Origin of the sequence: Solwaraspora sp. WMMA2056 (assembly GCF_030345095.1) — a bacterium.
In the GTDB taxonomy this organism is placed as follows: Bacteria; Actinomycetota; Actinomycetes; order Mycobacteriales; family Micromonosporaceae; genus Micromonospora_E.
The window spans coordinates 5462410-5481888 of sequence record NZ_CP128360.1; the positions used below are offsets into that span (position 1 = coordinate 5462410).

General features: G+C 71.4%; 16 protein-coding genes. 5 read left to right on the plus strand and 11 right to left on the minus strand.

Annotated elements, in window-relative coordinates; translation table 11 throughout:
- Positions 1 to 81 precede the first annotated feature (81 nt).
- Together aceA and aceB are read left to right on the plus strand one after the other, a co-directional pair.
- The gene (gene aceA, locus O7608_RS24615) at positions 82 to 1386 is read left to right on the plus strand and encodes an isocitrate lyase (protein WP_289206835.1); all 1305 of its coding nucleotides are present in this window, start codon (positions 82 to 84) and stop codon (positions 1384 to 1386) included.
- Entirely contained in the window at positions 1383 to 2987 is a 1605-nt protein-coding gene (gene aceB / locus O7608_RS24620) for a malate synthase A (protein ID WP_289206836.1), read from the plus strand. The genes aceA and aceB overlap by 4 nt, the downstream gene beginning before the upstream one ends.
- A 64-nt stretch (positions 2988 to 3051) precedes the next feature.
- On the opposite strand, the gene O7608_RS24625 is transcribed toward aceB, so the two are convergent.
- Complete coding sequence (locus tag O7608_RS24625) at positions 3052 to 3600, minus strand: type 1 glutamine amidotransferase domain-containing protein (protein WP_289206837.1); 549 nt, start codon at positions 3598 to 3600, stop codon at positions 3052 to 3054.
- A 433-nt stretch (positions 3601 to 4033) separates the two neighbouring features.
- On the opposite strand from O7608_RS24625, the gene O7608_RS24630 reads away from it, so the two are divergent.
- Complete coding sequence (locus O7608_RS24630; RefSeq protein WP_289206838.1) at positions 4034 to 5350, plus strand: CE1 family esterase; 1317 nt, start codon at positions 4034 to 4036, stop codon at positions 5348 to 5350.
- Between the two features lie 113 nt (positions 5351 to 5463).
- Here the strand turns inward: O7608_RS24630 and O7608_RS24635 are convergent, their stop codons facing one another.
- The gene (locus tag O7608_RS24635) at positions 5464 to 5730 is read right to left on the minus strand and encodes a type II toxin-antitoxin system VapC family toxin (RefSeq protein ID WP_289206839.1); all 267 of its coding nucleotides are present in this window, start codon (positions 5728 to 5730) and stop codon (positions 5464 to 5466) included.
- A 39-nt stretch (positions 5731 to 5769) separates the two neighbouring features.
- Positions 5770 to 6648 (minus strand): alpha/beta fold hydrolase, encoded by an 879-nt coding sequence (locus O7608_RS24640; RefSeq protein WP_289206840.1) that lies wholly within the window; start codon positions 6646 to 6648, stop codon positions 5770 to 5772.
- A gap of 106 nt (positions 6649 to 6754) precedes the next feature.
- On the opposite strand from O7608_RS24640, the gene O7608_RS24645 reads away from it, so the two are divergent.
- Entirely contained in the window at positions 6755 to 8716 is a 1962-nt protein-coding gene (locus tag O7608_RS24645; protein WP_289206841.1) for an AfsR/SARP family transcriptional regulator, read from the plus strand.
- Here the strand turns inward: O7608_RS24645 and O7608_RS24650 are convergent.
- From O7608_RS24650 to O7608_RS24685, 8 genes are all read right to left on the minus strand, one after another.
- Positions 8655 to 9485: an MBL fold metallo-hydrolase gene (locus tag O7608_RS24650; RefSeq protein ID WP_289206842.1), complete on the minus strand. Its 831-nt coding sequence runs from the start codon at positions 9483 to 9485 to the stop codon at positions 8655 to 8657. The genes O7608_RS24645 and O7608_RS24650 overlap by 62 nt on opposite strands.
- 149 nt (positions 9486 to 9634) lie before the next feature.
- Positions 9635 to 13894, minus strand: a complete 4260-nt coding sequence (locus O7608_RS24655; RefSeq protein ID WP_289206843.1) for a carbohydrate-binding protein — start codon at positions 13892 to 13894, stop codon at positions 9635 to 9637.
- 241 nt (positions 13895 to 14135) lie between these two features.
- Positions 14136 to 15509, minus strand: a complete 1374-nt coding sequence (locus O7608_RS24660; RefSeq protein WP_289211014.1) for an NADP-dependent succinic semialdehyde dehydrogenase — start codon at positions 15507 to 15509, stop codon at positions 14136 to 14138.
- Positions 15510 to 15511: 2 nt separating this feature from the next.
- The gene (locus O7608_RS32210) at positions 15512 to 16288 is read right to left on the minus strand and encodes an E3 binding domain-containing protein (RefSeq protein ID WP_502959141.1); all 777 of its coding nucleotides are present in this window, start codon (positions 16286 to 16288) and stop codon (positions 15512 to 15514) included.
- Complete coding sequence (locus O7608_RS24670; protein ID WP_289206844.1) at positions 16285 to 16716, minus strand: transketolase C-terminal domain-containing protein; 432 nt, start codon at positions 16714 to 16716, stop codon at positions 16285 to 16287. Before O7608_RS24670 ends, O7608_RS32210 begins: the two co-directional genes overlap by 4 nt.
- 7 nt (positions 16717 to 16723) lie before the next feature.
- Positions 16724 to 17200 carry a thiamine pyrophosphate-dependent enzyme gene (locus O7608_RS24675; RefSeq protein WP_289206845.1) on the minus strand — a complete coding sequence of 159 codons (477 nt, stop codon included), beginning with the start codon at positions 17198 to 17200 and terminating at the stop codon, positions 16724 to 16726.
- Positions 17197 to 17790: a M24 family metallopeptidase gene (locus tag O7608_RS24680; protein ID WP_289206846.1), complete on the minus strand. Its 594-nt coding sequence runs from the start codon at positions 17788 to 17790 to the stop codon at positions 17197 to 17199. Before O7608_RS24680 ends, O7608_RS24675 begins: the two co-directional genes overlap by 4 nt.
- Positions 17772 to 17951, minus strand: coding sequence for a hypothetical protein (locus O7608_RS24685; protein WP_289206847.1), 180 nt, complete (start codon positions 17949 to 17951; stop codon positions 17772 to 17774). Before O7608_RS24685 ends, O7608_RS24680 begins: the two co-directional genes overlap by 19 nt.
- A 276-nt stretch (positions 17952 to 18227) precedes the next feature.
- Between O7608_RS24685 and O7608_RS24690 the strand changes: the two genes are divergently transcribed.
- On the plus strand, positions 18228 to 19460 hold the full coding sequence (locus tag O7608_RS24690) for an IS110 family RNA-guided transposase (RefSeq protein ID WP_289206848.1): 1233 nt from the start codon (positions 18228 to 18230) through the stop codon (positions 19458 to 19460).
- Positions 19461 to 19479 lie beyond the last annotated feature (19 nt).

Consider the following 19479-nt stretch of genomic DNA (forward strand, 5'->3'; position numbering starts at 1 on the left):
CAATTGGCTCCTTCCGTATCTCGACCCGACCGCCGGCGCTGCGCCACAGTGGGCGACACACCACCGGGCAAGGAGACGAAGATGCAGAACGCAGTCGATCAGTTGCAGCACGAATGGGACACCGACCCGCGCTGGCACGGCGTGCGGCGCAGCTACCGCCCCGCCGACGTGGTGCGGCTACGCGGCGCGATCACCGAGGAACACACCCTCGCGCGGCACGGCGCCAGACGACTGTGGCAGCTGCTGCACAGCGAGGACTACATCCACGCGCTCGGCGCGCTCACCGGCAACCAGGCGGTGCAGATGGTCCGGGCCGGACTCAAGGCGATCTACCTCTCCGGCTGGCAGGTGGCGGCCGACGCCAACCTCGCCGGCCACACCTACCCCGACCAGAGCCTCTACCCGGCGAACTCGGTGCCGGCGGTGGTCCGCCGGATCAACAACGCGCTGCTGCGGGCCGCGCAGATCAACACCGCCGAAGGCGGCGCCGACTCCGGTGCCGGACCGGCCGGCGGCGACAGCCCGGCGACCGACTGGCTGGCCCCGATCGTGGCCGACGCCGAGGCCGGCTTCGGCGGCGTGCTCAACGCGTACGAGCTGATGACCGCGATGATCGGCGCCGGCGCGGCCGGGGTGCACTGGGAGGACCAGCTGGCCGCCGAGAAGAAGTGCGGCCACCTCGGCGGCAAGGTGCTGATCCCGACCGGGGCGCACATCCGCACCCTGGAGGCGGCCCGGCTCGCCGCCGATGTCGCCGGGGTGCCGAGCGTGGTGATCGCCCGCACCGACGCGCAGGCCGCCACCCTGCTCACCACCGACATCGACGAGCGGGACCAGCCGTTCGTCACCGGTGAACGCACCGCCGAGGGCTTCTACCGGGTGCGCAACGGCATCGAGCCGTGCATCGCCCGGGGACTGGCCTACGCACCCCACGCCGACCTGCTGTGGATGGAGACCAGCACCCCGGACCTGGAGGTCGCCCGCCGGTTCGCCGAGGCGATCAAGAGCGAGTACCCGGACCAGCTGCTGGCCTACAACTGCTCGCCGTCGTTCAACTGGCGCAAGCACCTCGACGACGCCACCATCGGCAAGTTCCAGCGGGAGCTGGGCCACATGGGATACAAGTTCCAGTTCATCACCCTGGCCGGCTTCCACGCGCTCAACTACTCGATGTTCGACCTGGCCCGCGGCTACGCCAGCGACGGGATGAGCGCGTACGTGTCGCTGCAGGAGCGTGAGTTCGCCGCCGAGCCGGCCGGCTACACCGCCGTCAAGCACCAACGGGAGGTCGGCACCGGCTACTTCGACCTGATCAGCACCGTGCTCAACCCGGCCGCCGAGACCACCGCGCTGCGCGGTTCGACCGAAGAGGAACAATTCGCGTGAGGTACGAGATTCTCGGCCCGATGGCCGACCGGTTCGACGAGGTGCTCACCCCGGCGGCGCTGGAGTTCCTGGTCGCCCTGGACGGCGAGTTCGCCGCCCGCCGGGTGGCGCTGCTGGACACCCGCCGCGCCCGACGGGCCCGGTACGCCTCCGGCCAGCTGCCCGACTTCCTGCCGGAGACCGCGCACATCCGCGCCGACGGGTCCTGGCGGGTCGCACCGGCCGCGCCCGGCCTGGTCGACCGGCGGGTGGAGATCACCGGGCCGACCGACCGGAAGATGACCGTCAACGCGCTGAACTCGGGCGCGAAGGTGTGGCTGGCCGACTTCGAGGACGCCACCAGCCCGGTCTGGCACAACGTCATCGGCGGGCAGCTGAACCTGATGGACGCCCTGGACCGGCGGATCGACTTCACCGACGGCCGGGGCAAACGGTACGCGCTGCGCGAGCAGCTGGCCACGATCGTGGTCCGCCCGCGCGGCTGGCACCTGGTGGAGAAGGGCATCGTGGTCGACGGCCGGCCGATCTCGGCCAGCCTGGTCGACTTCGGGCTCTACTTCTTCCACTGTGCGCGGCGGCAGCTCGACGCCGGTGCCGGCCCGTACTTCTACCTGCCGAAGCTGGAGGGCCACCGTGAGGCGCGGCTGTGGAACGACGTGTTCGTCTTCGCACAGCGCTACCTCGGCCTGCCGCAGGGCACCATCCGGGCGACGACGCTGATCGAGACGATCACCGCCGCGTTCGAGATGGAGGAGATCCTCTACGAGCTGCGGGAGCACTCGGCCGGGTTGAACGCCGGCCGGTGGGACTACATCTTCAGCGTGATCAAGAACTTCGGGCAGTGGCCGGACTTCGTCCTGCCCGACCGGGCCGAGGTCACCATGACGGTGCCGTTCATGCGGGCGTACACCGAACTGCTGGTGCGGACCTGTCACCGGCGCGGCGCGCACGCCATCGGCGGGATGGCCGCCTTCATTCCCAGCCGGGATCCGCAGGTCAACGAGGTCGCGTTGGGCAAGGTGCGGGCGGACAAGCAGCGGGAGGCCGGCGACGGCTTCGACGGCTCCTGGGTTGCCCACCCGGGTCTGGTGCCGACCTGCCGGGAAGTCTTCGACGCGGTGCTCGGCGACCGCCCGCACCAGGTCGACCGGCTACGTGACGAGGTGGCGGTGACCGCGACCGACCTGCTGGCCGTGGACAAGACCCCGGGTCAGGTGAGCGCGGCCGGGGTCCGCGCCAACGTCGCGGTGGCGCTGCGGTACGTCGACGCGTGGCTGGGCGGTGCCGGCGCGGTGGCGCTGTGGAACCTGATGGAGGACGCGGCGACCGCCGAGATCGCCCGCTGCCAGGTGTGGCAGTGGTGCCAGCACGGCACCCCGCTGGCCGACGGCGGCTGCGTCACCGAGGACCTGGTCCGGTCGATCCTGGCCGAGGAGCTGGCCGATCTGGTCGACGGGCGTGACGGCCCGGACCGCGACCGGGCCGAGGCGGCGGCCCGGATCGTCGAGGAGACGGCGCTCGGCGAGGACCTGCCGGCGTTCTTCACCACCGAGGCGTACGCCCGGCACCTGTCCCCCGCCGGTGCGTCGGACCGCCCGTAGCGGCCTGGCACACCGGCGGGCGCAGTGGCGGGTACGGGCTCAACGGCGCGCCCGTACCCGCTGCTCAGTGCGTGCCTTCGGCGACCTCCTCGACGAGCTTGTCGCAGAACGCCGGCAGGTCGTCCGGCTTGCGGCTGGTGACCAGTCCGTTGTCCACGTGGCATTCGGCGTCGACCCAGGTCGCCCCGGCGTTGGTCAGGTCGGTGCGCAGGCTCGGCCAGGACGTGAGGGTGCGTCCCCGGACCACCTCGGCGTCGATCATCGTCCACGGCCCGTGACAGATCGCCCCGACCGGTTTGCCGGCGGTGAAGAACGACCGGACGAAGCTGACCGCGTCCGGGTCGGCCCGGAGGAAGTCCGGGTTGGCGACCCCGCCGGGCAGCACCAGCGCGTCGTAGGAGTCCGGGTCGGCCTTGTCGGCGGTGACGTCCACCGGGTACGTCTTCGACTTGTCCAGGTGGTTGAAGGCCTGGATCTCGCCCGACTTTATCGACACCAGTTCGACGGTGGCGCCGGCCGCCTCGACCGCCTCGCGCGGCTGGGTGTACTCGACCTCCTCGACCCCGTCGGTGGCCAGGAACGCCACGCGCTTGCCCTGCAGCGTCGTTGCCATCTGCGGCTCCTTTCACTCGCGTAGGGTGTCCAGTCGACTCATCTGCCCCAGGGCGGGCCGGCCAAACCCACCGTGACCGGTGTCTCCGACGCTGCGGATGTTAACGCTCACCGTTATCCAGGGCGGTCGATCAGTTCCACCAGCAGACCCGACCCTCGGCCGGCCCGGTGCAACTTGACGAACCCAGTGTTATCGATAACAATCGATGGCTGACGGGACCGGGCCCATGGCTCACCGGGCGAGCCACCTGCCAGACCCTGCGGATCCGGGCGTCCGCCCCAGGGCATGCCGGGCGTCGATCAGGGATGCCGTCCGCCTCGGGCCGGCACGACCACCACCGCTCGCCCACCAGACTGCCCGCCGACCGACGGCCAGCGCACCACGCCGTCGTCCACATCCGCCCATTCGTGCCTGACCAGGCAAGGGAGTTGCGATGTCAAGAATTCGCACCACCGCCGTACCCATCGCGCTCGCGGCGCTACTCGCGGTCGCCGCAGGTGGCATGACCCTCGTCGCGGGTTCCGCCAACGCCGAGACCACCAGCACCGGATCCGCCGTGTCGGCCGCCGACGTCGGCATCGCCGCCGCGAGCGCCGGATGCGGCCGTACGCCGACGCTACGGAACGGGACCCACACGATCCAGAGCAACGGACAGAACCGCAGCTTCATCCTGCGGCTGCCCGCCAACTACGACAACACCCGCCAGTACCGGCTGATCTTCGCCTACCACTGGCGCGGCGGCACCGCCAACGAGATCGACTCCGGCGGCACCAGTGGCGCCGCCTGGTCCTACTACGGTCAACTGGAGCAGTCGAACAACAGCGCGATCCTGGTCGCACCGCAGGGCCTCGGCAACGGCTGGGCCAACAACGGCGGCGAGGACGTCACCTTCTTCGACAACATGGTCCAGCGGATCGAGAGCGACCTCTGCGTGGACACCACGCAGCGCTTCTCACTCGGCTTCAGCTGGGGCGGCGGGATGAGCTACGCGCTCGCCTGCGCCCGGCCGAACCAGATCAGGGCGGTCGCGGTCATCTCCGGCGGGCTGATCAGCGGCTGCAGCGGCGGCACCCAGCCCGTCGCCTACTTCGGCCTGCACGGCATCACCGACAACGTCCTGCCCATCTCGATGGGCCGCTCGCTGCGGGACACCTTCGTGCGCAACAACGGCTGCACCCAGCAGAGCCCACGGGAACCCGCCCAGGGCAGCCGGACCCACATCACCACCGCCTACTCGGGCTGCCGCGCCGGGTATCCGGTCCAGTGGGCCGCGTACGACAACGGCCACATGCCCGGCCCGGTGGACGGCACCTACAACGAAAGTGGCGTCAACACCTGGACCAAGCGTGAGATCTGGCAGTTCTTCTCCCAGTTCCAGGGCGGCCAGCCGGGGCCGACGACTCCTCCGCCCGGACCGACGACTCCCCCGCCCGGACCGACGACCCCGCCCCCGGGCAACGGCGGCTGCACCGCCACCGTCTCCCTGAACTCCTGGACCGGCGGCTTCGTCGCCACCGTCCGCGTCACCGCCGGTTCCGCCGGCACCAACGGCTGGACCGTCGCCATGACCCTGCCCGGCGGCGCCAGCGTCACCAACACCTGGAACGCCACCGCCAGCGGCAACACCGGTGCCGTCCGGTTCACCAACGTCAGCTACAACGGCCGGCTCACCCCCGGCCAGGTCACCGAATTCGGCTTCCAAGGCAACGGCAGCGGAACCGGCATGACCCCCACCTGTACGGCGAGCTGAAGCACCGCTGGCCCGGCCCGGCCGTCCTCGGGCCGGGCCGGCGGCCCCCTGCCGCCGCCCGACCCCAGCGGTACGGCGTACCCACGTCACGTCCGCGCCAGGTGATCAGCCGATCAGACCCGGCGGACGACCAGCCCTGGCTTGACATCGGACGCGGCTGCCAGCTCGGTGACATCGTCCGGGTCGCTGGTGAACACGATCGCACCGCAGGCAAGCGCGACTGTCACCACGGTCGCATCGACGATGTCGGCGGTACGTGCCCTACCGCACAGCTGGCCAGCGGACTTCGCCGTCTCGAACCCCAGCTGGACCACCTCGCAGCTGTGCAGGAACCGGCCGAGTTGGGCCTGTCGCCGGGGGTCGCGCCAGGCCTGCGCCACGACCCTGATATGGCAGGGCCATCGGGCGACGGCGGTTGGTCACCGGGTGAGCAGTGAGCGCAGCACCTTGATGATCTCGTCAGGTGCCTCCTCGGCCATGAAGTGACCGGCCGAGGTGGTGCGGTGTTCCAGGTCGCCGGCCCAGGTCCGCCACAGCGCGGCCGCGTCGAACCCCAGCGCGGCGCCCCAGTCCTGCTGCACGACGGTGACCGGCATGGCCAGCCGGTTGCCGGCCGCCCGATCGGCCTGGTCGTGCTCGATGTCGATGTCGGCCGAGGCGCGGTAGTCGGCGACGATCGAGGTCACCGCCTCACGTGAGGCCCGCAGGTACTCCGCCCGTACGTCGGCGGGAATGGCCTGCGGGTCGCGGACCCACAGGTCGAGAAAGTAGCCGAAGAAGTCGTCCGCGCTGGCGCTGATCATCTGCTCGGGCAGGCCGGGCGGCTGGGCCATCAGGTACAGGTGGAACGCGACGGCGGCGGTGGAGCCATGCAGCACGTCCCACATGTCCAGGGTCGGCAGCACGTCGAGCGAGGCGAGGTGGCTGATCCGGGTGGGGTGGTCCAGGCCGGCCCGGATGGCGACCAGGGCGCCACGGTCGTGTCCGGCCAGGGCGAACCGTTCGTGGCCGAGTGCGCCGGCGAGCGCGACGACGTCGGCGGCCATGGTCCGCTTGGCGTACGTGGCCCGGTCGACCGCCTCAGGCTTGTCGCTGGCACCGTAGCCGCGCAGATCAGGCACGATCACGGTGTGGTCGACGGCCAGGTCGACGGCGACGTGCCGCCACATGACGTGGGTCTGCGGAAAACCGTGCAGCAGCACGATCGGGCTGCCCGTACCGCCGACCGCGACGTTCAGTGCCAGGTCGTCGGCGACCGCGACGCGCTGGTAGTCGAACTCAGGAATGACAACAGTCACGACTGCTCCTTCTTCTCATCGGTGGACCAGGCCAGCGTGCCGGCGGCCGATGAGCAACCGATGAGCGCGATACGTTGACCACAGGCGTAGAAGGGCGGTCCAGTCGGTGCAGGTCAGCTTCGGTGTTCTGGGGCCGGTGACGGCCTGGGACGACGTCGGCACGCCGATCGACCTGAAAGGGCCGAGGCACCGGGCGGTGCTGGCCCGGCTCGTCGTCGCCCGGGGGCGGGTCGTGCCGGTCGACCGCCTCGTCGACGACCTGTGGCCGGCGCCCGCAGCGGGCACGGTGAGCGCGGTGCGTACCTTCGTGGCGGCGCTGCGGCGCGCCCTGGAGCCGCACCGGCCACCACGTCAGCCGGCCCGGCTGCTGGTCACCGAGGGCCCCGGGTACGCGCTGCGGCCGGCGCCGGACGCCGTCGACGCCTGGCGGTTCGGCGACACGGTCGTGGCTGCGGCCACGGCGGCCCCGCACGTGGCGCTCGACCGGCTCGACCGTGCGCTGGGCTGGTGGCGTGGGCCCGCGTACGCCGGATTCGACGACGAACCGTGGGCGCGGGTCGAACGGTCCCGCCTCGACCAGCTCCGGCTCGACGCGGTCGAGCAGCGGGCCGCCGCGCTGCTGGAGCTCGGGCGGGCCGCCGAGGCCGTACCGGATCTCGACGCCCACGTGGCCGGGCATCCGTGGCGGGAGGAGGCGTGGCGGCTGCTGGCCCTGGCGCTGTACCGGGCGGGACGCCAGGGCGACGCGCTCGCGGTCCTCCGCCGGGCCCGTGACCTGCTGTCGGAGCAGCTCGGCGTCGATCCTGGCCCGCGTCTGCGGCAGCTGGAGGCCGACATCCTGCGCCAGAGCGGGCAGGTCGAGGAGCGGACAGCCGGAGCGCACCGGCTCTGGGCCCAGGCTGCGGCGGCGTACGACCGGGCGGCACCGGCCAGCTCCGGGTCCCGGCTGGAATCAACGGTCGGCCTGCTGCGCAGCCTCGCCGTGACCGGGGCCGGCGGCCTCGAATCCGCGCGCCGGCAGCGGATGACGGCCATCGCCGTGGCTGAGCAGCTGGCCGATCCCGAGCTCACCGCCCAGGTGATCGGCGGGTACGACGTACCGGCGATCTGGCCGCGGTCGGACGACCCGGCGCAGGCGGCGCAGATCGTCGCGGCGGCCGAACGGGCCCTGGCCACGGCTGGTCCCGGCCTGTCCGACGCCACCCGGGCCCGGCTGCTGGCCACGGTGGCGGTGGAGTCGCGTGGCGTGGGCGGAACCCGGGGGCCGCAGGCGGCCTGCGAAGCCGAACGGATCGCCCGCCGGCTGGGTGACCCGGGCCTGCTGGCGTTCGCGCTCAACGGCGTGTTCATGCAGACGTTCCACCGGGCAGGTCTGGCATCCGAGCGCGACGGGATCGGCGCCGAACTGGTCGCGGTCGGCTCCCGGCACGCTCTGGCGTCCTACGAGATCCTGGGTCACCTCGTCCGGATGCAGGCCAGCGGCGCACTCGCGGACTTCGCCGCCGGTGACGCGCACGCGGCGGCGGCGGACCGGCTCGCGCAGCGGCACGACCGTCCGCTCGTCGGCGTGTTCACCCGGTGGTACCGGGCGCTGCGACTGGCCGCGACCGGGTCGTCGCCGGCCGCCGCCGAGGCCGCCTACCGGGACGCGGCGGCGCTGCTCGCCACCGCCGGCATGCCCGGCGTCGACCGGGGCCTGCTCCCGTTGGCGTTGCTGTGCCTGCGGGTCTGGCACGGTGACCCGGTCGGCGTCGACGACGACACCGACCGGGGACCCTACGGGCCGTGGTCCCGCCCGCTCGTCCTGCTGGCCGCAGGGCGTCCGGCCGAGGCCGCCGCCGCCCTGCGACAGACCCCGGAACCGCCGCGCGACCTGCTGTTCGAGGCCCTGTGGTGCCTCACCGCCCGGGCCGCGATCGCGCTCGACGACCGTACGGTGATGCGCCGCGCCCGCAGCGCGCTCGCGCCGGCGGCCGGGGAGCTGGCCGGGGCCGGCAGCGGCATGCTCACCGTCGGCCCGGTCGCCCACCATCTCGACCACCTTGACGCGGCTCTGCGCCGGCGCTGAGCTGCGCGAACGCCTCCGGATCGTGGGCGGAGAAGATCGTCAGGTCCGCGTCCGCGCGGGCCCGCAGGGCCGCGAGGCGGGTGTGGTTGTCCCGCACCCGCACCCGGTCGTACGCGATGAGGGTCTCCAGCGCCCGCAGGGCGAACGGCACGCCGCCACTGCCGTCGATGCTGCCCGGGTGGTAGAACGCGTCGCCGGCGTGCAGCAGCCAGCGGTCGCCCGTGTCGACCGCGACGCAGGCGTGGCCCCGGGTGTGACCGGGCAGGGGAATCAGGACGATCCCGGGCGCGATCTCGTCCAGGGGCTTCGCTGCGGCGAAGCCCCGCCACGGCTCGCCCGTCGCGCCGTGTTCGACGATGCGTGGACCGTACGCCCACTGGGCGGGCCGGAATCGACGACGCTCGCGTGAGGTCGGCGGGGTCAGGGCACCGAGTACCTCGTCGGCGGTGGTGTGCACGGTCGCATGTGGAAAATCGGAGAGGCCGCCGATGTGGTCGGCGTCGAAGTGGGTGACGACGATGTGCCGTACGTCGTCACGTCGCAGGCCGAGGCGCTCGACCTGTCGCGCGGCAGTCTCGTCGGGGTCGAGCACGGGCCGTACGACGAACCGAGCCGGACCGATGCGGCGCCCCGGGTCGGCGATGTCGTCGAGCCCGTGGCCGGTGTCGACGAGGACCAGCCCGTTGTCGGTCTCGAGGAGCAGCACATGACACACCAGCGGCGCGCCGGGCAGTCGCATCGTCCCGCAGTTGAGGTGGTGGACCTTCACTGTGCCTCCAACCGTCACTGCGCGTGACCGACACCTATCGGGATATCGGTCCGGACAGTATTCCTCTGAGGAATAATCATTCCTCAGAGGAATACTGCTGTAGTACAGTACCGGTCCGCCAGGACCGACGCGCGCAGCGCGGGACGCCGTCAGCAGCGGCCGAGCCGCGTCCAGGGACTCCCCGCAGCGGCGGCAGGTTGCTGATTGCGCGTCCACCACCGCGCGGTCCACAGCTGCCCCGCGTGCACGACGGTCTCGCCGCCGGTGTAGATCCACGACGACGTCCACTCCGGATGGAAATCGCCGGCGCAGTCCCGGTGGGCGCCGAGCTCGGCCCAGGCGCCCCACGCCGAGCTACCCGGCGTCTGGTTCCTCGTCCACCACTGGGCCCGGTGGACGCGGCCGGCGTGGTGCACCAGGTCACCCTCGGTGTAGACCTGCGACGCCTCCCAGGCGGGTACGGCCGGCGCCCACTGCGCGTAGAGCGTCGCCGACGTCCGGGCCAGCGCCGAGGCCGCGGTCGTGGCGGACACCGTGGTGCCGCTGCCGTCAGCGGCGGTGTTCCAGCCGGTGAACGCGTACGCCGGCCGGTGCAGACCGGTTCCCCGCACGTCGAGGCCGGCATCGGACCACAACAGGCCACTGCGGGCCTCGGGCACCGCGCCGATACCGCCGTTGAGGTCGTACGACACGGAGTGGACACCTTCGACGGCGGCGGCCCACGACAGCATCGGCGACTGGTTGGTGGTCGCCCGCAGCCGGATCGTCACCGGTCCGTCAGCGGCCAGGTCGATGTCGTAGCTCAACACCCGCGACGGAGTGGCGGAGTCGAGGGTGACCTGCGAGTCGACCTGATGGGCCGTGCCGTCGTAGTCCAGGAAGACGTCGTAGCCGCGGCTGTTGCCGGGCCACCAGGAGTGGCTGCCCGCGACGATCGCGTGGCGGCCCGCCGGCAGATCGAAGGTGTAGCTGAGGGTCGCCCCCACCTGGTTGGCCGTGAAGACGCCGGTGGTGGTGGTCTTGCTGTAGTCGCCGGCGACGATCCCCTTGTACTGGATGTCGCGGACGCCGGCGGCGTTGCGCGCATCGAGGCCCCAGGTCGAGCCGCCGTCGAACAGCTGATCGGGTACGGCGTTGAGCAGGTCGTTGCCCAGCAGATCGGCGACTGCGGAGTAGGCCGGCGAGTCGTACCCCAGGGTGCCGGCGGCGGTGCCGTTGACGTCGGCGAAGTAGCGCAACCCCCTCGGCACGACCTCGACCCAGGCCGTCGTGGTGGCGCCACCGTGGCTGCCCCGGACCGCGACCGTCGTCCAGGGCCGGGTGACGTCGAGTCCGGCGAGGTCCCAGGTCACCGCGAGGTCCCTGGTGCTGCCGTCGGTCAGCCGGGCGGGCAGCGTCGCCGGAAGGTCGTCCGGCACCTGGCCGAGGTACGTCGCCCGCCAGACCTGCGGCAGTGCGGCCACCCGGTTCGCCAGTGGGTAGCTGGCCGACTGGAGTCGGGAGACGAGCTGCCCGGCGCCTTCGCCGTCGAGGCGGTAGCCCACCGGGTCGGCGACCGCCCGGCCGGCCATCGTGATGGTGGTCTGCAGCAGCGCCCAGTCCTGGTCGGTGAAGTCCGCGGTGCGCTCGATCCGCGAGGCGGCCGCCAGCGCCTGACCGACGGCGGCGCTCGACGCCGGCTCGGCGGGGGGCGCGCCGAGGACACCGACGGCGTCGACCACCAGCCGTCCGGCGATCACCTCGAGGGTCACGGTGTGCCGACCCCACGGCAGGCCACGTACGGCGACGGTCTGTTGGAAGTTGGTGGCCGACCGGGTCGGCAGGTTCGTCGCGACGAGTTCCCCATCGACCCGCACGTCGAGCCGGGCGCTGCCGTCGTTGGCTCCCGTGACGTCGATCCCGGAACCGGTGAACGTGTACGCGAGGGTGGCACCGGGTGCCTGGCTGGTCGACGACGACCGTTGGTACTCGTACATGCCGCCGCCGTTGGCGTGCCGCCAGCTCCCGTCGTAGCCGAGCGCGGTAGCCGGCGGGTCGGCCAGGTCGGTCATCTCCAGGTTGTCGAGCAGTTCGCGGTAGTACGGCAGGTGACCCGGCACCCGCTCGATCGTCAGGTTGTCGAACCCGGTGTGGTGAAAGCCGCTGGCGAGGTCGACCCGGCCGGACAGGTACGGCGTGGCGTCGGTCCAGTCGAACACCTGCTCGCCGTCGACGAAACCGATGATCTGGGGACCGGCGACCCGGATCGCCAGCCGGTGCCAGGCGGTGGCGTCGAACCCGGCGACGGTCCCACCGGCGATCACCGTCCCGGTGCGGCGGAACTGCCAGGTGCCGTCCGAGCCGAGCCGCAGCGCGTACGGCGTACCGCTGAGGCTGTGTGAGCTGCCGCCGCCGGTCGACCGCGCGCCGATGGCCGCGTAGTTGTCGGCCGCCGGTGCCCGCTCGAACCGTACGTCGACGCCCGCCTGGTAGTTGGTCCACCGCAGGTCACCGACGCCGGTGATGGGGTCGGCGCTGTTCCAGGCGCCGCCGACCCCGGTCGCCGCCCGGTCGACCTGCTGGCGCAGGACGCGGTTCCCGTCGCCGGAGCGGACGGTCTCGAAGGCGCCGTTGCGGTCCCACGTGTAGAGCGGGATGGCACCGGTGTCGCCGCCCCGGGAGTCGATGAAACTCTCGGTCCGGCTCGTGACGACGCCACCTGGACCGATCACCGGCACGGTCCGGCCGGTGTAGTCGAAGTCGTCGGCCCAGAGCACGCCGTGCGCCGGGTCGGCGTCGAGCACCGTACGCTCACCCTCGACCGGCAGCGCAGCTGTCCACTCCGGGTCGCCGGTGACGTCGAGCGTGGTGACGGTGGCGATCGAGTAGGGCGCGACGCTGATCGAGTAGGCACCGGCGGCACCCGGTGCGACGTCGGCGACGTGCCGTTTGTGGTGGGCGTTGAACGCCTCGCCCGCGCCGGCCGCCGTGGTCTGCCACACGGCAAGGGTCGGGTCGGCGTCGAGGTCGAAGCCGACCGGGGTGATGTCGTACGTCCTGGCGTACTCGGAGTCGTTGACGATGACGGTCGAGAAGTCCGACCCGTCCGGTGCCGCCATGGTCAGGTAGTTGGGCTGACCGTTGCGCCCGACGACCGGGTTGGTGCCGGTGGCGGTGGAGGCGCTGGCCTGCGGGACGACCCGCCAGATCCCGGCGGTGTTGGCGTCGTTCTCCCAGCCGGTGCGGGCGAAGCTGGTGAAGTGCTGCAGTACGGCCAGGCCGGCGTCGTAGTGCAGCCAACCCGACCACGGGTCGCGGGCGGAGACGAGTTCCTTGAAGGAGTACTGGCCGCCTTCGAAGAACGAGCCGATGGCGGGTTGGTAGACGAAGTGTGTCCGCCGCGATTTGACGAAGCCCTTGACGATGGTGTTGGCCATCTCCAGCGCGCTGCCCGTCCCACCGAGGCCGGTGCCCGGCACGGTCGGGTCAGCCGTGTTGTTGTTCGGCCGGAACGACGAGTTACTGAAGGTGGCCTGCGCCTCGCTGTTCCAGATCTCCTTGTCGTACTGCTCGGCGAGCCGGGTGAAGTTGTGCTGCCCGTCGTCGTCGGTGTTGTAGTGGTAGCCGGCGACCGCGACCGCGTCGCGCAGGGCGGCGTCGCCGACCATCGCGCCGCCGAAGGTGCCGACGCCGACCTCGTCGGAGATGACGAGCTGAATCCGGCGGTAGAGCTCCGCCTCGCCGGGGCGGAAGCCGGCCAGCCCGGGGTCGTCGCTGACGTAGCCGGTGGTGTCGGTGCGCACCTGGTGCGCGTACTGCTTGGTCCAGGTCAGGTCGGCGGCGTGCTCGTTCACGCCGGGGTTGACGTAGTCGACCATGAAGCCGTACTCGCGGTAGGCCGCCAGGATGGTGTTCTTGTACCAGGTGTAGATCTTCGCGTTGGTGTTCGCCCAGGCTGGCGCGTTCCACCGCAGGATGCTGACCTTGAGGTCGGGGTTGACCTTCCTGGCGTCGGCGGCCAGTTGGAAGCCGGGGTGCCGGGTCACGTTCGCCGGTTCGGTCTCCCAGCGCATGGTGGCCGGGTCGGAACCGGTCGAGTTGTTCCGGTCGTTGCCCATCTCGATCTTTACGTGGCTCATGATGGGGCGGTCGCCGCCGAACAGGACCCGCAGCAGCCGTGCGTACACCTCGGGGTGTTGGGCCTTGTAGTCCATCAGCACCGCGCTGGTGCTGTTCGCGCTCAGTACGCCGAACCCTTTGAAGGTCAGGCCGTTGACGTTGTCGGCGGCGATGTCCCGGGCGTCCACGGTGACCTCGACGGCCGCAACGGCCGCGGCGGCCGCTGGCGTAGCGCCCATCAGTGGTGTCGGCGTGACCATCACGCAGGCGAGCAGGGCAGCGGTGACTGTCGCAAGGCGTCTGCGTCTCATGGGTGACCCTTCTGCTGACCCGATGTTTCAGTCAGGTGCACGACTGGTCACGCGACAGTAAATCGGTCGTAGATGCCCGTCAACGACACGAAAAGATCGGATCCGATCGCCTGTGATCACAATCGACCAGGTCACCCATGCGCCTATCCACCCAGACGCCGAAAAGCCGAGCCCGCCGCAGGGCACCACCGGCCGAAGTGGTCAGAAAGAAGCAGAAACGATCAAATAGAAGCAGGCCCGGTCAGCCCTGCCAGACCGCTTTGACGTTGCAGAACTCTCGGATGCCGTGCACCGACAACTCCCGGCCGTACCCGCTGGTCTTGATGCCGCCGAACGGCAGCTCCGGGTAGGACACCGTCATCCCGTTGATCGTCACGCTGCCCGCCGCCAGCTCGTCGACGCAGCGACGTTGCTCGGCGGGGTCGTCGGTCCACACCACCGAGCCGAGCCCGAACGCGGTGCCGTTGGCCACCTCGATCGCCTCGTCGAGGGAGTCGACCGGGTAGATCACCGCGACCGGGCCGAACGCCTCCTCGGCGTACAGCCGCATGGTCGGGTCGACGGCGGTCAGCACCGTCGGCGGGTAGAACCAGCCCGGCCCGTCCGGCAGTTTCGCGCCGATCAGCACGGTCGCTCCCCGGGCCACCGCGTCGTCGACCAGGTCGGCCACGTCCTGCCGGGTCTGCGCGGTGGCCAGCGGCCCGACCTCGGTCGCCGGGTCGGCCGGGTCGCCGACCACCAGGGCGGCCATCCGGGCCACGAACTCGCCGGTGAACTCGTCGAGCACCGCCCGGTGCACGATGAACCGTTTCGCCGCGATGCACGACTGCCCGTTGTTCTGGCAGCGGGCCCGGGCGGCGACCGCCGCCGCCTGCGGCACGTCCGCCGACGGCAGCACGACGAACGGATCCGAGCCGCCCAGTTCCAGCACCGTCTTCTTCAGCGCCTGCCCGGCGGCGGCGGCCACCGCCCGGCCGGCCGCCTCACTACCGGTCAGGGTCACCGCCGCCACCCGGTCGTCGCGAATCACCCGGTCCACCGCCGACGCGCCGATCAGCAGGCTCTGGAACGCCCCGGCCGGGAACCCGGCCCGGGTGAACAGCTCCCCGAGGTAGATCGCGGTCTGCGGCACGTTGGAGGCGTGCTTGAGCAGGCCGACGTTGCCGGCCATCAGCGCCGGTGCGGCGAACCGCAGCGCCTGCCACAGTGGAAAGTTCCACGGCATCACGGCCAGCACCACGCCGAGCGGCTCGTAGCGCACATACGCGCTTCGCGCGCCGACCGCCGCCGGGTCGACCGGCTCGTCGGCGAGCATCCGTTCGGCCTGGTCGGCGTAGAACCGGCAGCCGACCGCCGACTTGCGCACCTCGGCCAGCGCCGCACCGATCGGTTTTCCCATCTCCAGGGTCATGGTGGCGGCAAGGACGTCGGCGTCGGCGTCGAGCAGGTCGGCGGCGGCCCGCAGCCAGGACGCCCGCTGGGCGAAGCCGGCGGCCCGCATCGGCGACCGGGCGGCCGCCGCCGCCGCGAGGGCCTGCTCGATCTCGTCGTCGCTCATCGACGGGTACGTGCGTACGGTCTCGCCGGTGGCCGGGTTCACGGTGGCGATGGGCATGGTCATCCGCTCCTGTTCGTCGTCGAGCGCAGGGTTTCCAGTTCCGCGCGTACCGCACCGAGCAGCGCGTGGGCGGCGGCCGGGGTGATCCGCGCCGGGTCGTGGACGATGCCGACGGTGCTGACCGCGCCGATGGCCAGCATCGGTTGACCGTCGTGGCGCACCACGGTGGGTCGCTCGACGGGCGCTCCGACGCTGACCACCGCCGCCAGCCCGGCTGGCAGCTGCGGGACCTCGTGCAGCAGGCCGGCGGCGGCGCTGTCGCACAGCGCGACCGCAGGTGCCGGTCCGTCGCCGGCTGAGCCGGCGGTGCCGGATGGTTCCTCGGCGAGACCGTCGGGGTCGGCGAGACGGCGGGCGACGGCCGCCGGGTTGAGGTCCCCGGCGTCGCGCAGCACCCGTACGCCGCGCCTGCCGTCCGCGCCGTTGACGAGCACCGCCAGGTGCCGCCCGTCGGTGTCGGCCAGCGGGGTGCGACGCAGCGCCCGCAACAGTGCGACGGCGGCGAGCGGCCCGACCGGACGGTCGTCGACGGCGCCGAGCTGGGCTTCGACCAGCGCGGCGGCCACCGTACGGCCGGAGCCTGCCGGGAGCACGGTGGCGGCGGTAGGTACGGCGGCGGCCGCAGCTGCCGACGGGGTGACCGGCTGCGCGGCGGCGGCGAGCACGTCGGCGGGTCGGACCCGACCGGCCGGCCCGGTCCCACGCAGGCCGGCCAGGTCGACGCCGTGTTCGCCGGCGAGCCGCCGCACCCGAGGGCTGTGCTGCTGGCGGGTCACGACTGCAGCGCCTTCTCGATGGTCTGCCCGATGCTCTCCACCGACGGGATGACCAGGTCCTCCAGCGAATCGGCGGACGGCAGCGGAATGTGCGGGGTGGTGATCCGCTGGACCGGTCCGTCCAGGTCCCAGAACGCCTCATCGGCGGCGATCGAGGCGATCTCCGCACCCCAGCCGAGCAGCCGCGGGTTCTCCTCGACGGTGAACAGCCGCCCGGTGCGGTGCACCGAGTCCAGGATGGTGGTCACGTCCAGTGGCACCAGTGACCGGACGTCGATGACCTCGACGTCGATGCCCCGCCCGGCGAGTTCGTCGGCGGCCCGCAGCGCCCGGGGCACCATCAGGCCGAGGGCGGCGACGGTCGCGTCCCGGCCCGGCCGGCGGATCTTCGCGGTGCCGAGGGTGTCGACGATCTCGCCGTCGGGCACCTCGGCCCTACTGGGCGGACCAGGCCGCGCCGTTGGCGATCGTCAGGTGCGCGCCGATGATCGCGTACGAGCCCATCATGCCGTGCTCGACGCTGGTCAGGTGCATCGAGCCGCCCTTGCCGCCGAGCAGCCCGTTGGCCCGGCCGAGCAGTTCGGCCAGCACCGGGGTCATCCCGACGCCCCGGGCCAGGGTGTGCGCGTGGCCCCGGTAGGTGGCGAAGCTGTAGTCGTCGGCGCGCATCGCCACGCCGAAGCCGGCGGCGATCGCTTCCATCCCCAGCGACAGGTGGCTGGTGCCCTTCACCAGCTGCTGCATGAACAGGTCGTACGCCCGTTTCTCGAACTGGCGCATCTCCTGCTGACGCCGGTACAGGTGCAGCCGGGTGTCCAGGTCGATCGGTGCGCTGTCGTGCCGGGTCACGTCGCCCGGCGGCAGGACGGCGTCGTGTTCACCGTACGGGTGGTGCTGCAGTGGCAGGGTCATCGGTGGGCTCCGTCCTCGCCGGGCCGGTTGTTGATGTGCGACTGGCTGTGCCGCTGCAGCGGCAGTGCACCGCCGGTGGTGAAGTAGCGCTGGCCGGCGACGAGCAGCTGTTCGGCCGGGAACTTGGTGATCACTTCGGCGCCGTCGGCGGTGACGACCAGCTCCTCCTCGATCCGGGCGGCGCCCCAGCCGTCGGCGGCCGGCCAGTAGGTCTCCAACGCGAAGACCATGCCTTCTTCGATCACCTCGGGGTGTTCCAGTGAGACGAGTCGGCTGAAGATCGGTTTCTCCCAGATGGACAGTCCGACGCCGTGGCCGTACTGCAGGCCGAACGCGGCCTCCTCGTCGGCGAAGCCGAACTCCTGTGCGGTCGGCCAGACCGAGACGATGTCGGCGGTGGTCGCGCCCGGCTTGACCAGCTCGATCGCCTGGTCCATGTAGTCGCGGCACCGCTGGTAGGCGTCGACCTGCGCCCGGGAGGCGCTGCCCACCGCGAAGGTGCGGTAGTAGCAGGTGCGGTAGCCCATGAAGCTGTGCAGGATGTCGAAGAACGCCGGGTCGCCGGGGCGGATCAGCCGGTCGCTGAACACGTGCGGGTGCGGCGAGCAGCGTTCCCCGGAGATCGCGTTGACCCTTCGACGTGTTCGGAGCCGAGGTCGTAGAGCTTCTTGGCGACCAGCCCGACGGTTTCGTTCTCCCGCACGCCGGGGCGCAGGAACGCGTACAGGTCGTCGTAGGCGGCGTCGACCATCGACGCGGCGGTGGTCAGCAGGTGTTCCTAATGAGTTCTGGGAGTGAGCCATCCGGCAAACTCCTGGTGGGTAGGTAGCCGCCAGCCGGTGAGCACTCCGGGTTCCTGGACGTCGAGTCCTGACGAAAGATCGTGCCCCGGCTGGTCGGTGTGGAGAGTTGATCGCTGATGGGATGTCGTGCCCGCCCGGTCGCGGCGTGAGCACTGCTTCATTAGGTCGCTGATGGTTCTCCTCCTGGCTACCAGCGGTGATCGACTCAATAGGCGGGAGAGACGTTGCTGTTCATAGGAGATGACTGGGCGGAGGACCACCACGACGTCGAGCTCATGGACGCCTCCGGCCGCAGGCTGGCCAAGGCGAGGCTGCCCGAGGGCATCGCCGGCATCACCAGGCTCCACGCGATGATCGGCACGGCGCTCGGCGACGACATCGACGCCGACGCTGCTGCTGCTCAGGTAAAGATCGGTATCGAGACCGATCGGGGCCCGTGGGTGCAGGCGCTGGTCGCCGCCGGGTACACGGTGTACCCGGTCAACCCGTTGCAGGCGGCCCGCTACCGGGAACGTCTGGCGGTGTCCCGGGCCAAGAGCGACGCCGCCGACGCGCACATGCTGGCCGACATGGTGCACACCGACTCGCACCAACTGAGCCCGATGGCCGGAGACTCGGCGGACGCCGAGGCGGTCAAGGTCGTCACCCGGATGCACAAGACGCTGATCTGGGAACGCACCCGTGCTGTGCAGCGGCTGCGGCACGCGCTGCGGGAGTACTTCCCTGCGGCGTTGGAGGCGTTCGAGGACCTCGACGCCGCTGACACCCTGCAACTCCTCGCGAAGGCCCCTGATCCGGCCAGCGCCGCCCGGCTGAGTATCAGCCAGATCAGCGCCGCTCTCAAACGGGCCCGGCGCCGTGACGTCGCGGCCAAGGCCGCGTCGATCCAGGCGGTGCTGCGTGCCGAGCACCTCGGCCAGCCGGCCGTGGTCACCACCGCCTACGCCGCGTCGGTGCGCGCCCTGGTCGCCCTGCTGGTCACTCTCAACGAGCAGGTCAAGGCCCTGCAAGGGCAGGTGGAGGACCATTTTGGCCGGCACCCGGACGCTGAGATCATCCTGTCCCAGCCCGGACTGGGTGCCGTCCTCGGCGCCCGGGTGCTCGCCGAGTTCGGTGACGACCACGACCGCTACGCCACCGCGAAGGCCCGGAAGAACTACGCCGCGACCAGCCCGATCACCCGCGCGTCCGGGAAGAAGAGGACCGTCGCGGCCCGGTTCGTCCACAACGACCGGCTCATCGACGCCCTGATGACCCAGGCGTTCTCCGCGTTGAAGGCCTCGCCGGGTGCCCGCGCCTACTACGACCGGCAACGTGCCCGCGGCGCCAGCTACAACGCCGCGCTGCGCCAACTCGCCAACCGGCTCGTCGGCATCCTGCACGGATGCCTGAAGACCGGCACCGTCTACGACGAGGCGACCGCGTGGTCGCATCACCTCAGCAAGGCTGCTGCTTGACATTCAAGCTCCTGGGATG

Excerpts from the sequence above, each read along its gene's own strand:
- O7608_RS24625 (WP_289206837.1), bottom strand. The coding sequence starts at position 3,600 with ATGGCAACGACGCTGCAGGGCAAGCGCGTGGCGTTCCTGGCCACCGAC.
- O7608_RS24655 (WP_289206843.1), bottom strand. The coding sequence starts at position 13,894 with ATGAGACGCAGACGCCTTGCGACAGTCACCGCTGCCCTGCTCGCCTGC.
- O7608_RS24660 (WP_289211014.1), bottom strand. The coding sequence starts at position 15,509 with ATGCCCATCGCCACCGTGAACCCGGCCACCGGCGAGACCGTACGCACG.
- O7608_RS24675 (WP_289206845.1), bottom strand. The coding sequence starts at position 17,200 with ATGACCCTGCCACTGCAGCACCACCCGTACGGTGAACACGACGCCGTC.
- O7608_RS24630 (WP_289206838.1), top strand. The coding sequence starts at position 4,034 with ATGTCAAGAATTCGCACCACCGCCGTACCCATCGCGCTCGCGGCGCTA.
- O7608_RS24685 (WP_289206847.1), bottom strand. The coding sequence starts at position 17,951 with ATGGTCGACGCCGCCTACGACGACCTGTACGCGTTCCTGCGCCCCGGC.
- aceA (WP_289206835.1), top strand. The coding sequence starts at position 82 with ATGCAGAACGCAGTCGATCAGTTGCAGCACGAATGGGACACCGACCCG.